Source organism: Reichenbachiella faecimaris, from assembly GCF_900176375.1.
GTDB lineage: Bacteria > Bacteroidota > Bacteroidia > Cytophagales > Cyclobacteriaceae > Reichenbachiella > Reichenbachiella faecimaris.
The window spans coordinates 231,625-245,459 of record NZ_FWYF01000003.1; the positions used below are offsets into that span (position 1 = coordinate 231,625).

15 protein-coding genes and 1 pseudogene are annotated in these 13,835 nt (G+C 38.3%); 11 read left to right on the forward strand and 5 right to left on the reverse strand.

Annotated features, from left to right (window positions below):
- Window positions 1-105 precede the first annotated feature (105 nt).
- Both nadC and B9A58_RS13530 read left to right on the forward strand, forming a co-directional pair.
- Complete coding sequence (nadC, locus tag B9A58_RS13525) at window positions 106-966, forward strand: carboxylating nicotinate-nucleotide diphosphorylase (RefSeq protein WP_084373407.1); 861 nt, start codon at window positions 106-108, stop codon at window positions 964-966.
- 7 nt (window positions 967-973) lie between these two features.
- Window positions 974-1,450: a YcxB family protein gene (locus tag B9A58_RS13530; protein WP_084373408.1), complete on the forward strand. Its 477-nt coding sequence runs from the start codon at window positions 974-976 to the stop codon at window positions 1,448-1,450.
- 70 nt (window positions 1,451-1,520) lie between these two features.
- On the opposite strand, the gene B9A58_RS13535 is transcribed toward B9A58_RS13530, so the two are convergent.
- Window positions 1,521-2,780 (reverse strand): Fic family protein, encoded by a 1,260-nt coding sequence (locus B9A58_RS13535; RefSeq protein WP_176214785.1) that lies wholly within the window; start codon window positions 2,778-2,780, stop codon window positions 1,521-1,523.
- Between the two features lie 283 nt (window positions 2,781-3,063).
- On the opposite strand from B9A58_RS13535, the gene B9A58_RS13540 reads away from it, so the two are divergent.
- The 3 genes and pseudogenes from B9A58_RS13540 to B9A58_RS20805 all read left to right on the forward strand — a co-directional run bounded on the left by B9A58_RS13540 (window position 3,064) and on the right by B9A58_RS20805 (window position 5,332).
- The gene (locus B9A58_RS13540; RefSeq protein ID WP_084373410.1) at window positions 3,064-3,570 is read left to right on the forward strand and encodes a TRAP transporter small permease subunit; all 507 of its coding nucleotides are present in this window, start codon (window positions 3,064-3,066) and stop codon (window positions 3,568-3,570) included.
- The gene (locus B9A58_RS13545) at window positions 3,567-4,889 is read left to right on the forward strand and encodes a TRAP transporter large permease (protein WP_084373411.1); all 1,323 of its coding nucleotides are present in this window, start codon (window positions 3,567-3,569) and stop codon (window positions 4,887-4,889) included. The genes B9A58_RS13540 and B9A58_RS13545 overlap by 4 nt, the downstream gene beginning before the upstream one ends.
- A 2-nt stretch (window positions 4,890-4,891) precedes the next feature.
- Window positions 4,892-5,332: pseudogene (locus B9A58_RS20805) on the forward strand (DUF6934 family protein).
- A gap of 174 nt (window positions 5,333-5,506) precedes the next feature.
- Here B9A58_RS20805 and B9A58_RS13550 read toward each other — a convergent pair.
- Window positions 5,507-6,214 (reverse strand): DUF6962 family protein, encoded by a 708-nt coding sequence (locus tag B9A58_RS13550; protein WP_139793890.1) that lies wholly within the window; start codon window positions 6,212-6,214, stop codon window positions 5,507-5,509.
- A 70-nt stretch (window positions 6,215-6,284) separates the two neighbouring features.
- Here B9A58_RS13550 and B9A58_RS13555 point away from each other — a divergent pair, with 70 nt between their 5' ends.
- From B9A58_RS13555 to B9A58_RS13570, 4 genes are all read left to right on the forward strand, one after another.
- Window positions 6,285-6,518: a 4a-hydroxytetrahydrobiopterin dehydratase gene (locus B9A58_RS13555; protein WP_084373413.1), complete on the forward strand. Its 234-nt coding sequence runs from the start codon at window positions 6,285-6,287 to the stop codon at window positions 6,516-6,518.
- The gene (gene rsmI / locus B9A58_RS13560) at window positions 6,518-7,195 is read left to right on the forward strand and encodes a 16S rRNA (cytidine(1402)-2'-O)-methyltransferase (protein ID WP_084373414.1); all 678 of its coding nucleotides are present in this window, start codon (window positions 6,518-6,520) and stop codon (window positions 7,193-7,195) included. Before B9A58_RS13555 ends, rsmI begins: the two co-directional genes overlap by 1 nt.
- Window positions 7,192-7,977: an inositol monophosphatase family protein gene (locus B9A58_RS13565; RefSeq protein ID WP_084373415.1), complete on the forward strand. Its 786-nt coding sequence runs from the start codon at window positions 7,192-7,194 to the stop codon at window positions 7,975-7,977. The genes rsmI and B9A58_RS13565 overlap by 4 nt, the downstream gene beginning before the upstream one ends.
- A gap of 275 nt (window positions 7,978-8,252) precedes the next feature.
- On the forward strand, window positions 8,253-9,347 hold the full coding sequence (locus B9A58_RS13570) for a ferredoxin--NADP reductase (protein ID WP_084373416.1): 1,095 nt from the start codon (window positions 8,253-8,255) through the stop codon (window positions 9,345-9,347).
- Here B9A58_RS13570 and B9A58_RS13575 read toward each other — a convergent pair.
- Entirely contained in the window at window positions 9,344-10,354 is a 1,011-nt protein-coding gene (locus tag B9A58_RS13575; RefSeq protein WP_139793891.1) for a tetratricopeptide repeat protein, read from the reverse strand. The two genes, B9A58_RS13570 and B9A58_RS13575, sit on opposite strands and share 4 nt — an antisense overlap.
- Window positions 10,355-10,755: 401 nt before the next feature.
- On the opposite strand from B9A58_RS13575, the gene B9A58_RS13580 reads away from it, so the two are divergent.
- Window positions 10,756-11,685 (forward strand): PH domain-containing protein, encoded by a 930-nt coding sequence (locus B9A58_RS13580; RefSeq protein ID WP_084373418.1) that lies wholly within the window; start codon window positions 10,756-10,758, stop codon window positions 11,683-11,685.
- A gap of 72 nt (window positions 11,686-11,757) precedes the next feature.
- Here the strand turns inward: B9A58_RS13580 and rpmA are convergent, their stop codons facing one another.
- Both rpmA and rplU read right to left on the reverse strand, forming a co-directional pair.
- Window positions 11,758-12,024: a 50S ribosomal protein L27 gene (gene rpmA / locus B9A58_RS13585; RefSeq protein ID WP_084373419.1), complete on the reverse strand. Its 267-nt coding sequence runs from the start codon at window positions 12,022-12,024 to the stop codon at window positions 11,758-11,760.
- Window positions 12,025-12,033: 9 nt separating this feature from the next.
- Window positions 12,034-12,342 (reverse strand): 50S ribosomal protein L21, encoded by a 309-nt coding sequence (rplU, locus tag B9A58_RS13590; protein WP_084374000.1) that lies wholly within the window; start codon window positions 12,340-12,342, stop codon window positions 12,034-12,036.
- Window positions 12,343-12,797: 455 nt separating this feature from the next.
- Here rplU and B9A58_RS13600 point away from each other — a divergent pair, with 455 nt between their 5' ends.
- Window positions 12,798-13,787, forward strand: coding sequence for a ribonucleoside-diphosphate reductase small subunit (locus tag B9A58_RS13600; RefSeq protein WP_084373421.1), 990 nt, complete (start codon window positions 12,798-12,800; stop codon window positions 13,785-13,787).
- The last annotated feature ends 48 nt before the right edge of the window (window positions 13,788-13,835 follow it).

Here is a 13,835-nt window from a genome sequence, read left to right on the forward strand (position 1 = left end):
AGCCAGATATTCGCGTATTGGTGCAATAAATCATTAAACCATTGAACCAATAAATCTCAGTTGTATATTTTTGCCGCTCGCAGCAGCCGAAAACTCAAGTCAACAATGAAAATTAAGTATCTGACCAAGCAGGCCATATTTAAGTTTATTGATTCCGCCCTCAAAGAGGACATTGGAGATGGTGATCATAGCACTTTAGCTGCTATTCCTGAGAATTTGGAGCAGGAAGCTAGATTATTGATCAAGAGTGATGGTGTGATCGCAGGTATTCAATTGGCCGAATGGATTTTTAATCGCTTTGATCCTGAGTTGGAAGTTACTGTGCTGAAGCAAGATGGTGATGTCGTTTCGGAAGGAGAAATAGGGTTGACTGTAAGAGGGAAAGCCAGATCCATTCTGTCTACGGAAAGATTGGTGCTCAATTGCATGCAGCGTATGAGTGGGATTGCCACGTATACACGAGAGCTGGCAGATATGATTAAGCATACACATGCACAGCTGTTGGACACAAGAAAGACGGCACCTAATTTTAGGATTTGTGAAAAATGGGCGGTGAAGATTGGAGGTGGTGAAAACCATAGATTCGGCTTGTACGATATGGTGATGCTCAAGGATAATCATGTGGACTATGCTGGAGGTGTAAAAGCAGCTGTAGCGCGCACAAAAAAATATTTGGTCGACAATGACAAAGATTTAAGAATAGAAGTGGAAACCAGAAACCTTGATGAGGTGCGTGACGCGATTGAGGTGGGTGGTGTAGATGTGATTATGCTGGACAATATGTTGCCGTCTGCTATGAGAGAAGCTATCCAAATCATTGGAGGCAAGTGCAAGACGGAAGCTTCAGGTGGAATCACAGAAAAAAATATTAAAGAGATGGCAGAGACGGGGGTAGATTATATATCCATAGGCGCATTGACCCACTCTTATACCAGTTTAGATATTAGTTTGAAAGCAGTAAAGTAGAACACGAATGAACGTAAAAACTAAAAAATATCAAATGACCACGGGGACGTACGTGAAATTGGCATTTGGAAATTTGATTAAAGACCAATGGTGGGTGCTATTGATTTATCTGGCAATTTGTGCTGGGTATTTCTGGATTCCCAACCACTGGTGGATTACAGGGGCGAGTATCGTGCTATCATTGTATTTATTGTTTTGGTTGATCCAGTTTGCAGGAATTTCTCAATTGGAGCAAGGCAAGTTTATGTTTGAAAAACTAAGTTATGAAATCAATAGTCAGCAGATTCTGATCAAACTTAATAGCAAACAAGGCATGCCTATGAAATGGGACAATATCAAAAGAGCTGTGTCAGGCAAAGATCACTTCCTATTGACGATCAACAAAGCACAGCATGTGCACTTGCCTCATAGAATTTTTAATTCTAACAATGAGATCAAGTTCGTAGAGACCATTTTGAAAAGAAAAGGATATATCAAGGAGTAATCCCTTTAGATAATTAACGAACCACTTCAAGAGATTGAAGTGGTTTTTTTGTGTCTTATGTTTTGAGTGTTTAATCATTAAGTCTAATTTGTTCTATGACATGATTGGATATTGTTTTAATGATATTTTCCACCTCATCAGTCATAATGAGTTTGTTGTAGATGTTGTCCTTTTGAATTAAAGCAACATTGAAAGAATGGGCTACTTTTCCAGATGAATTGCTTTCTCCTATTGTTAGTAAGTATGAGGATTCATTAAACTCGATCTTGAGACCTATTTTAATGTCCACTTTTTTAGAAGCTGATTTTAAAGAAAGCATTTGTCTAGTCCATTGAATACTAGAAACTTCGTCTTCAGCTATATCGTGTTCAAAAATATTGTATTCTTTTTCAATTTCTTCTCTGGTGGCAAATGCCAAAATGCCAGATCTAATGGTTCTGGTCTTGTCTACTTTTATTCCATTGAAATAGCGATAGGTTTTTGCTTCAGAAAAAAAGTCATCAAATTTTGATAGTGTTTGTTCCAAAGGCTCCCATAATTCTCCCTTCATAAAATTAAAGAGGTTATAAGCCACCTTAGGGGTTTTGTAGATTTGAGAAGATGTGAGTTTCTCTCTCCTCAGCATTTCAATTTCTTTTTCTACATCGCCATGTTCATCAATAGATTGTCCTTTGGCCGCTTTGATGGAAAGTTCCAATGACCAAATCATTTGAGACTCTATGTAAGAGACAATGGCTTCTAAATCACCTACATCAGCTTTTTGTAATGCGGTCAAATACTTTTCCTTGTCTTTTGATTTTATGATAATAGGAGGCAAGTTGTTTTTGAATAGTATATAATTCATGATCAGCCTAGAGACTCTTCCGTTGCCATCGTCGAATGGATGAATACAAACAAATTTGTAGTGAAAGAGAGCGGCTAAGTGAATTGGATTCAAATGGTTCATATTTTCTCTATACCATTCCATTAATTCACCCATTAAAGTTGGGGTTTCTTCCGGAGAGGCATAATTATGAATTTCGCCACTTCTAAGCCTTACGCTATTTGGTGTTGATTTGTATTTGCCTATTTCTATTTGTTTTCGTGTTGAAATACCTTCAGGGCTTATTGCTTCTTTCCAATATGGTCTAACCAGAATGATTTCATTCAATTCCTTAATAAATTGTTCAGTGAGAGGCCTTTCATCGTCTTTAGCCATTTCTTCTATCTGAATAAGAGCAAGATCGTGCGCTTTCATTTCTTCAACATCACTGAGTGGAGCATCTCCAGCTACTTTATCAAAAAATAGTACAAGTTCTGTTTGTCCATAAGTTAGTGTATTGCCTTCCATGTGATTAGAATTATAATTAAACTCCAACCTTAACTTACGATCAAGACGACTTCGATCTTTATCCTGCATTGGCATAAGACGCTTCAGTTCCGATATTAAGAACTTTATTTTCTCGGTATTCTCTGTTTTTGCATTCATAACCGAACCTGAGTTCATTGTGTTGATATATAGTTTATAAAAGTAATTAATTCTCTTTCATTCGAGGTAATGAGTTGCTTCTTGTGTTAACTAATTCAAGAAAGTATTATTCCAAAAATCTGTCTATTTTGCGAACTGAATTTTCATGAAAAAACTCATTCAATATATCAATCAGTTTACCGAAAAAACAGGTCAATGGGTCTCGTGGATCAGCCTGATTTTGGTAGTTCTGATCGGAATAGATGTATTATTGAGGTATGCATTTAGTTGGAGTAGTTCGGCTAATCAGGAATTGGAATGGCACCTGTTTGCCACATTGTTTTTGTTAGGATCAGCCTTTGCCCTCAAACATGACAGGCACGTCAGGGTTGATGTATTTTATTCAAGATTTAGTGATAGCAAGAAGGCTTGGGTCAATTTGATTGGCACTTTGATATTCCTAATTCCGTTTTGTCTGGTTGTCATTCAAACCTCCATTCCCTTCGCCATAGATGCCTGGGAGATTTCTGAATCAAGCCCAGAGCCCGGAGGATTGCCACATCGATTTATCATTAAGTCCACTATACCAGTGGGCGCTTTGTTGCTATTGATTCAGGCAGTTTCTGAGGGGCTTTCTTCTCTATTAATCATACTTAATCGACCAGCTGAATGATTTCTGAATATCTGCCTCTTCTGCTTTTTGCACTGGTCTTTTTGCTGATTTTATTTGGCTATCCTGTGGCCTTTACGTTGGGTGGCCTTTCTATATTGGCTGGCGTTCTTATGTATGACATTGATTTTTTCTATTTGCTGTCATTGCGTATTTATGGCACCATGCACAATTTCGTGTTGATCGCTGTGCCTTTGTTTGTCTTCATGGGGATTATGCTAGAGAAGTCTGGATTGGCAGAAAGTCTGCTTGATACCATGGCCAGCCTCTTTGGTAGAATGAAAGGAGGATTGGCTGTTTCTGTAGTGATAGTTGGCGGGATGCTGGCAGCTTCTACAGGAATCGTAGGCGCTACAGTGATCACCATGGGTATGATCAGTTTACCCACCATGCTCAAGCGCGGCTATTCGCCAACACTGGCAACTGGGACGATTGCTTCCTCAGGCACATTGGGTCAGATCATCCCGCCCTCTGTGGTACTTGTACTTTTAGGGACGGTATTGAATGTTTCGGTTGGGGACTTGTTTACTGCTGCTATTGTGCCAGGAGTGATTTTGGTGGGACTCTATATTATTTACATTATCGCCGTATCGTACCTGAGGCCTGATGCAGCCCCAAGTATTTCAAAAGAGGAACGTCAAAATTTTTGGTCTGAAGGAGCGTGGAAGAAAATCGTGGTAGCTTTTGTGCTGCCTTTCCTTTTGATCTTGCTCGTGTTGGGCTCCATTTTCGCGGGAATTGCTTCACCTACAGAAGCGGCTGCAGTTGGGGCTATTGGTTCTATCCTGCTCACAGTCGTGCAAAAGAAATTTAGCCTGACCATTCTCAAAGAGGTGATGCGAGACACGACTTTTCTTACCTGTATGGTATTTATGATTTTGGTGGGAGCGACCTCTTTTTCCCTGGTATTCCGAGCGATGGGTGGAGATCGATTGCTTTCAGACCTGATAACACAAGGCGGATTTTCACCTCATTTGTTTCTGGCAGTTGTATTACTTGTTGTATTTGTAGCTGGATTTTTTATTGATTTTATCGAAATCATATTCATCATTGTTCCAGTGGCGGCGCCGATTTTTTCAGCAATGGGTGTGGATTTGATTTGGATTGGTATATTGATCGCGCTGAACTTACAAACCAGTTTCCTTACGCCACCTTTTGGGTTTTCATTGTTTTACCTCAAAGGAGTAGCACCTCCAGAAATCAAGACGAGCCATTTATATCGTGGTATTGTGCCATTTGTAGCTATTCAAATATTGCTACTTGTAGCAGTGATTGTATTCCCCGAAATCGTGAGTTGGTTGCCTGATTGGTTGGATAATTAGTTATGAAGCATTCAGGGTACGAATTTCAAAACAAAGGAGACTCCTATCATTTCGAATTTTTAAGCGTTGGTTCCCAAGGAATAATTAAGAAAGTAGTCGAGTTTCAAAAAACAAATAAGGAAAATGTTTAGAATCTAGCATTTGGAGATATCGAAGAATCTAACAGAACCTTAAATGATCATGCTATTTCAAATAATGGAGATACTTTAAAAGTCCTCACCACAATAGCTTCCATAATTTCCAAATTCACATTAGAAAAGCCAGAAGTGTGGATTTTTGCTCAAGGAAATTCAAAAATTAAAAACCGACTTTATCAAATGAGCCTATCTAACAACCTGCCCAAAATACTCAGGAATTTCGACCTCTATGGTCTAGCAGAAAATAAATGGGAGTTGTTTAGTCTAGGCTGTAATTATGATGCTTTTTTAGCACGAAGAAAATAAGTAAATTGGACTATGGAAGTTGAGAAAACAAAAAGGAGAGAGTCATCAAAGGGGAATAAAAAGAAACTGCGATCGAACAATCAAGAGCAAGTCATTTTTCCTGAAAAATTGAATGCCGCAAATAAAACACTTAAAAAGGTTGACCTTCCCAAATAAATTTTGGGTATTCTGTTCTTAGATGAGTTGGCTGACGCTTGCGTTACTTCCCTTAATTTCGATCTTTGCCGCCTTATACATCACATAAAAACATCCAATCATCACCACATGGCTGATGTCGTTAAAATTGAACCATTCATTGATGGAAAATTTAAGTAGGTGGATAAAAGCCGGAATCAGGTTCGTAAGCACTCCTACTATAACCAATGCAGATCTTTTGTCCTTGTATCTGGTATAATGTGCCAATGAAACAGGAATGACTACACCAATTAGACCAACAATAGAATCAATCAATACACTTGAAAAATGTTGAAATATCAATATAGAAGCAGACATTACCATGAGTTGCGTGTAGCAGAAAATCCTTACAAAGGATCGGATTTTTGGCTTCTCAATTAAAGGCAAAACAGCCAATTGTGCACAAAAAATACCTATACCACTCAAGAGCCAGGCAGCTTGATGAAACTTATGACCTACATAGAGAAGGTATCCGTGAGCAATACCCCCTGTGGTTGAAGCTAATCCCATAAATAAAAAAAACAATGCCCAAAACTTCTGTGAGACATCAGCCTGCTCATCATAAAAGAGTTTATGTCCAAAAACAAAACAGGCAGTGGCCACCATCCAATTGGTAATCCACGTCATGGGCTCGGTCACCTGCAAACCGAGCAATTCTATAGTAGGTACTTCTTGCATCGCGCAATGATAATAAAGCAAGAATGACATATCCCAGTCAAATCAACGAACTTTCTCAAAGTTTATAACTTTGGGAAAGGATCTACCTATTTTTACGATTATGTGGCAAGAAGAAAACGACACCCTTTCAAGAACATTCAAATTCAAGAATTTTACAGAGGCTTTTGGTTTTATGACCAAAGTGGCTATTGAAGCTGAAAAAATGAACCATCACCCCAATTGGTCCAATGTGTACAATCAAGTGACCATCACCCTTTCTACTCATGATGCTGGTAATATTGTGACAGAGAAGGATAGAAAATTGGCTCAAGTCATAGACTCCCTGATCGACTAATGGAATTCAAGGCTTCTTTATACCTGGTACCTACTCCTATTGGAAATTTGGCTGACATCACCCTTCGTGCATTGGAAGTGCTGAAAACTGTTGACATGATCCTGGCTGAGGACACGCGGACTACAGGCACGCTACTTAAGCATTATGACATCAAAAGCCAGCTAAAAAGCTATCACATATTCAATGAGCACAAGCAGATTGAAAAACTGATTGAAGAATTCAAAGCTGGAAAAACAATGGCCCTGGTTTCTGATGCAGGTACGCCCGCCATTAGCGACCCTGGGTTTTTGCTGGTTCGAGAATGTTTGAAAGCTGATGTGAAGCTGGAGTGCTTGCCAGGTGCAACTGCCTTCGTTCCTGCATTGGTAGCTTCTGGCTTGCCCAGTGATCGTTTTGTGTTTGAAGGCTTTTTACCACAGAAAAAAGGAAGGCAAACGCGCTTGCAAGCATTGGTTGAGGAATCGAGAACCATGATTTTCTACGAGTCACCACATCGTTTGGTCAAGGCACTTAAGCAATTTGGAGAGGTTTTAGGTTTTGATCGGCAGGCTTCTGTTTCTAGAGAATTGACTAAATTATATGAAGAAACTGTGAATGGTAGCATTCAGGAAATTATCGATCACTTTGGAGATCAAAAAGTAAAAGGAGAAATCGTCGTGATAATAGCAGGAAAATGAATATCAAAGACATCACCCAGCAAGTAGTAACCCTTTCACTCGAATGTGGTGCGTTTATAAAAAAGGAAGCTGAAAGTTTTGATTACGAAGATGTAGAGCTCAAAGGGAAAAATGATCTGGTTTCTTATGTAGACAAAGAGGCCGAGAAAATGATGGTGGAGAAGCTCAAAAAGATTCTTCCTGAAGCTGGATTTATTACGGAAGAGGGAACAGAAAAGGAATCTGATACGGAGTATAAATGGATCATTGACCCTTTAGATGGCACGACAAATTTCATACATGGCCTACCTATTTATTCTACAAGTATTGCCCTGACTAGAGACACGGAGATTGTGTCTGGGGTAGTCTTTGATATTGGGAGAGATGACTGTTTTCATGCGTATCAAGGTGGGGGTGCTTATTGCAATGGCAAGCCCATTCGTGTTTCCAAATTACCAACGTTGGGAGATAGCTTACTTGCTACAGGGTTTCCTTATTATGACTTTGACAGAATGCCAGAGTACCAATCCATTCTCAATGAATTAATGCAAAATGCACATGGTCTTAGAAGATTGGGTAGTGCGGCTATTGACTTGGTGTATGTAGGCTTAGGCAGATATGAAGGTTATTTCGAGTACAATCTCAACCCTTGGGACATTGCAGCTGGCGCATTAATTGTAGAAGAAGCAGGAGGGACGGTTACAGATTTTTCAGGAGGGGATAACTATTTATTTGGCCGTGAAATTTTGGCTGCGAATACGATACATGCTGAAATGCTAGCGATTATCAAAAAGCACTGGTAATTTTGCCTGAAATGATACAGGAATTATTGATTTGGACATTATTCAGTTTGGCTACTTTTTTTGTGGTTAGAAAAGTTTACTTGGAGTTTACCGCAAAGAATGGTTGCCCAAAAGGATGCGGAAACTGCGAAGTATCTGAATCAAAAACAATTCAAATGAGCTCATCAATTAAGTCTATTAAATGATTTTGGCGACAGCCGATTAGCGTTTAAATTTGCTTTCCTAAATATTAGATTGAAAAACATGGAGCATCAGCTCTCTTAGCATATATCACAATGGCGTTTAGTTTTTTTAAGAAAAAAAAGAAGAAGGAAAATACTGATTCAAGATATATCAACTTGACAGTAAAGGAGGTAGTAAAAGAAACAAATGACGCTGTAACCCTCGTTTTTGAGCAGCCTGAAAATGGAGATCTCAAATACCAACCTGGGCAATTTATTACTTTGATTTTGACCATCAATGGCAAGAAAGTAAGAAGAGCTTATTCTCTATGCAGTGCGCCTTCTTTGGGAGAATTACCTGCCGTTACTGTGAAGGCAGTAGATGGTGGTATCATGTCCAACTATATCAACCATGAAGTAAAGGCTGGTGATGTCATTCAAATCATGGAGCCCATGGGTTCTTTTGTTTTGGATATCAATGAGTCAAACAAAAGACAGGTCTTTCTTTTTGGTGGAGGAAGCGGAGTTACACCATTGATGGCAATCGCAAAATCCCTACTAAAAAATGAGCCAGACAGTAAAGTATCTCTGGTATATGCAAATCGTGACATAGATTCAATCATATTCAAGAGTGTTATTGAAGGTTTGCAAAAGGAATATAAAGGGAGATTGGATGTTGTGCATTTCCTCGAAACTCCTCCAGCAGAATGGAGCGGTCATGTTGGGTATATGACCAAAGAAAGTTTGATGAAGATCATTACAGAACTGAAAGGGGATTATTCTGACTTCTCATTTATGACCTGTGGTCCAGAGCCACTGATGAATATCGTTTGGGAAACACTGGAAGAATTGAAAATACCAGAAGACAAAAAATTTAAGGAGAGTTTTGTTGCTGGCAATACTTCTCCAAGTGCCATCATTGCAGATGTCAATGGAGTAAGAGAAGTTACGATTTTGCTGGAAGGTGAAGAATACACTTATGAGGTGCCAGCCAATAAAACCATTCTAGAAGCTGGATTGGATCGAAATATCGACATGCCATATTCTTGTCAAAGCGGACTCTGTACTGCTTGTAGGGGCAAATGCCTGGAAGGTACGATCAAAATGGACGAAGATGATGGTCTATCTGATGAAGAAAAAGCAGAAGGATATGTGTTGCTTTGTGTGGGGCATCCAGAAAGTGATGATGTCAAAGTAGAAATTGGCTAAGAGCCAGCATTCACATTGCTTAACTCTACTTCTGCGGCAATATAACCAAAGGCTTGCCAGTAGGGACTTTCCATCATAAGGCTGAAAATTTCCATGGCTTGTTCTGTCTGGCCATTGTAGTAGTACCAGTTACCCACGCCATAACCTAATGTCATATCATCTATTGCAATTTGCCCGTCTTTGTTCAGTTTATACAACTGTTCAGGCTTTTTTATTTCCTTGTACATCAAAAGTCTATTGTGATAGGCATAGTTTTCCAAGACATTCATTCTGGCTTTTATTGGTTCTAGCAATGCTTCTGCAGCTTCAGAATTTCCTAATTTCCGATAGGTCATATAGAGCCAATCCGAAGCCGCTACCAGCATGTCATCATTGTCCGAAATAGAGAGGCATTTTTTAAAAGCAGACACACATTTGTCATAATTGCCTTTCATATAATAGGCAAGCCCCAGATGATACCAGATGTTGTACTGAACTGAGTTTCGGGGGATATTTCTTCTGTTAGGCAGACCGTCAATTTCCATTTCAATGGGGGCATTTCTGGAATAAAACACAGCCTTTTCTAAATCCTGAATAGCTTTGTCAAACTGGCGAATGGTGAGGTAGCGATGTCCTCTGTGTCTATAGAGCTTGTATGACTCTGGAAACTTATTTAGCCCTAAAGTGAAAATTTGGATCGCATACTTATACTGGTAGAGGTAGGCCAACCTTCTGCCGTACCAAATAATGTTGTCAAGACTATCTGGGTTGTTGTTGAAGTTTTCTTCTGCACTTTCTAGCTCCTTCTGCCTCTTGGCTTGAACTTTATCAGGTAATGTTGGTGGATATAATTTCTGACCGAGTAGGGATACAGCTTCATGTTCAGTTTCTTCTACCACTTCTGCACCAAGATTGGATACATCAGACACAATAGATTTTTTGACTTGAGTGTCTTTTGTGTTTTCTATTTGAATACAACCACTCAAGCAGGTAAGTAATAATACAATACCTATAATTCTTTGCTTCACTGTTTTACTCACTGCTTAATATTAAAAAAGTCCAATAAAAAACAAATTGATTTATGTTTTTAGACAATTGAAACCTTTCACAATCAAATCTAATCTAACATTATCATAATGCTAAAAATAACATTGTCAATTTCTTTAAAAATAAAATTTAGAGAGGCTGCTTGTTAGGAAATTAACCCTTTCATTTCTAACAACTCAAAATCTCATTTCCATCACTTGGCAATATAATTTATTGAACACTTAAAGGTTCGAGGAAGTGATGGTGTTAAAATCATGTAAACTGAATGACAACGATATATTATTTTTTCTATCTTTAGCCTTATCATTAGGGTCTGTCCAATCAGATTAATTCTGCAAATAGGAAAGGTAAATTTCTTGAATCAACTAATACTATAATAATAATGAGCGAATCAATCATCAACTTTTTAACTTCTTGGAATACTTCCATGTTTATCCTGTCTCCAATATCTCTGGGTATTGGTGTTTTTATATTTGCTTTTTACAAAATCAAGTTGGCTAGTACTAAATTGCTAAAGGATAAATATGACTTTGTTAGCAAGCGGGAGTATGGCTATTTGCTAAGTGCACATCTTGCAGTAGCCGCCTCAGTCTTTTTTATATGCAATACCTATGCCGCAGACGGGTTGACACATTCTTTCATGTGGTTTTGGATAAGGTTATTCATTTCCCTTTGTATAGGAGTGCTTTATGGATATGTGGCCTTATTGATGCTCAAATTTTATTATCCAACCCAGCAAGCGAAGCGTTTGAAAGTTTATCGATATCAGCCCAGGATCAATCCTAAAACGGGTAACACAATGAAACTGTTAAGTGAAGAGGAGGAGGATGCTTACTTAGATGAAGGCATGCAGGCAGAAGAAGATGTGTTTTCTGTAGATTATGATGTCTGGATAGATGTAGATACAGGAGATACACATATAGAAAAATATGAAGGGAGATTGCATGCTATGGAGTGTGATCGCTGTGGGTTCCAAACATTAAGACTTGAAAAAGAGGAGATCACTCAAAAAGCATCCCACTATGAAGAGGGTGAACTGATCAAACATTACAAATGCTCGTATTGCAAACGTATCAAACGGAGAACAGTAAAACTATCTATGCAGAAATCAGCAAGCGATTTCAAAATTACTGAAGCCACAAAATTTGTAGAAGATCCTTTGAGCGAAGGCCCTCGTGTGATCATGGTCAAAGTAGATATACATACTACTGGCAGTCAGGTCAAAAAATTTGAGTTTCAAAACCTAAATGAAGCTCAAAAATTCCTTAAAGAATTTGACTTGAGTAAACTAGAGGAAGACGTGTCTGAATAGAAAAGAAATGAAACAAGAAAAGCCATCCTGATAGCTATCAAGATGGCTTTTTTTATATCTTAAGTAGACTAATTAAGCTTTTGCTTCAGGAGTTACTACTGAAACGAAAGATCTGTTTTGTCTTCCTTTTTTGAACTCAACTACACCGTCTGTCAAAGCAAACAAAGTGTGATCTTTACCCATACCAACATTTTCTCCTGGATGGTGAGTGGTTCCTCTTTGTCTTACGATGATATTTCCAGCAATAATGTCTTGCCCACCAAATATCTTCACTCCCAATCGTTTACTATGGGATTCTCTTCCGTTTTTCGAACTACCTGCTCCTTTCTTATGTGCCATGGTATTATATTATTTAATATTTTCGATTAAAACTTTAGTCAATGACTGTCTGTGGCCATTTTTCACTTTATATCCTTTTCTTCTCTTCTTCTTAAAGACAAGCACTTTGTCGTCTTTCTCCTGAGCAAGGATTTTACCTGAAACTTTAGCGCCCTTTACTGTTGGGGCACCTACTTTGACCTTTCCATCGTTGTCAATCAACAACACTCGGTCAAACTCTACGGAAGCGCCAGCTTCACCCTCCAAACGAGGAGTGTAAACATACTGATCTTGCGTTACTTTGAACTGCTTACCGGCTATATCAACTATTGCGTACATAATTTGTAATAAATCCAGTTTTAAAAATTGGTTTGCAAAAGTAAAATTTATCTGACAGAAATCAAACCCTTTTACTAGCATTTTAGAGGACATAAAAAAATAAAAAAAAAATCAACTTTTTTACATCGCCGATTCAAGCGCAAATGAATACAAGTTAAGGTTTAAAAAGTATGCTTTCAACTTGCTATTTTTCAAGCGTTTAAATGTTTTTTTCAGGTGCTTCAAAATCAAGTTTTCAACCGTTTTCTGGCCTTGTCTTTCTACCTTCTTTTTTTCATATTTGTACTGCTTGTTCAAAGGACTCGACACACTAACGAACAAGTAATCCAATAGAGAAACGAACACCACCGTTTTGCCTTGGTGCAAAACACGAAAAAGGCGAATAATGACTGACACCAGTATCATTAGTCACGGCTATTATTTGTCCTTTTTAAAAAGAAATGAAGTAAAAAAACATGGCAAAAGACTTTGTACAAGACGAACCGTTATTGAGAGAGAACAAGGACAGATTCGTGCTTTTCCCTATCGAAAAAAATGACATCTGGCAATTCTATAAAAAAGCTGAGGCTAGCTTTTGGACTGCCGAAGAAATAGACCTCAGTCAAGACCTCAAAGACTGGGAAAACTTAAATGACGGCGAGCGTCATTTTATCACCCATGTATTAGCTTTCTTTGCCGCCAGTGATGGGATCGTAAATGAAAACCTAGCGGAGAACTTTGTGTCAGAAGTTCAATACACAGAAGCTAAGTTCTTCTACGGGTTCCAAATTGCTATAGAAAACATTCACTCTGAAACTTACTCTTTATTAATAGACACATACGTTAAGGACAATAAAGAAAAAGATAAACTATTTCATGCGGTAGAAACCATCCCATGCGTTAAGAAGAAAGCTGACTGGGCATTGAGATGGATCGACAATGGTTCTTTTGCAGAAAGGCTTATTGCGTTCGCTGCAGTAGAAGGAATATTCTTCTCTGGTAGCTTTTGCTCTATTTTCTGGTTGAAGAAAAGAGGCTTGATGCCAGGTCTTACTTTCTCTAACGAGTTGATCTCAAGAGATGAAGGATTGCACTGTGATTTTGCTTGTTTGCTGTATAATGATCATTTGATCCACAAACTTTCAACTGACACCGTTGAAAAAATCATAATCGACGCCGTCGAAATAGAAAAAGAATTTGTAACTGATGCGATTCCAGTGAAGCTAATTGGAATGAATGCGGAGTTGATGTGTCAGTATATTGAATTTGTAGCAGACAGATTATTGCTTGAGTTAGGATGCTCAAAACAATATAATGCTACTAATCCATTTGATTTCATGGAAATGATTTCCCTACAGGGAAAAACTAATTTCTTTGAAAAAAGAGTGGCGGAATATCAAAAAGCAGGAGTCATGAAAGATGCCAATGACGATTCGCTTAAATTTAGTTTGGACGAAGATTTTTAAAAATATTGTATACGTATATATCCCTTAATACTTGTAACCTGTTTGCCT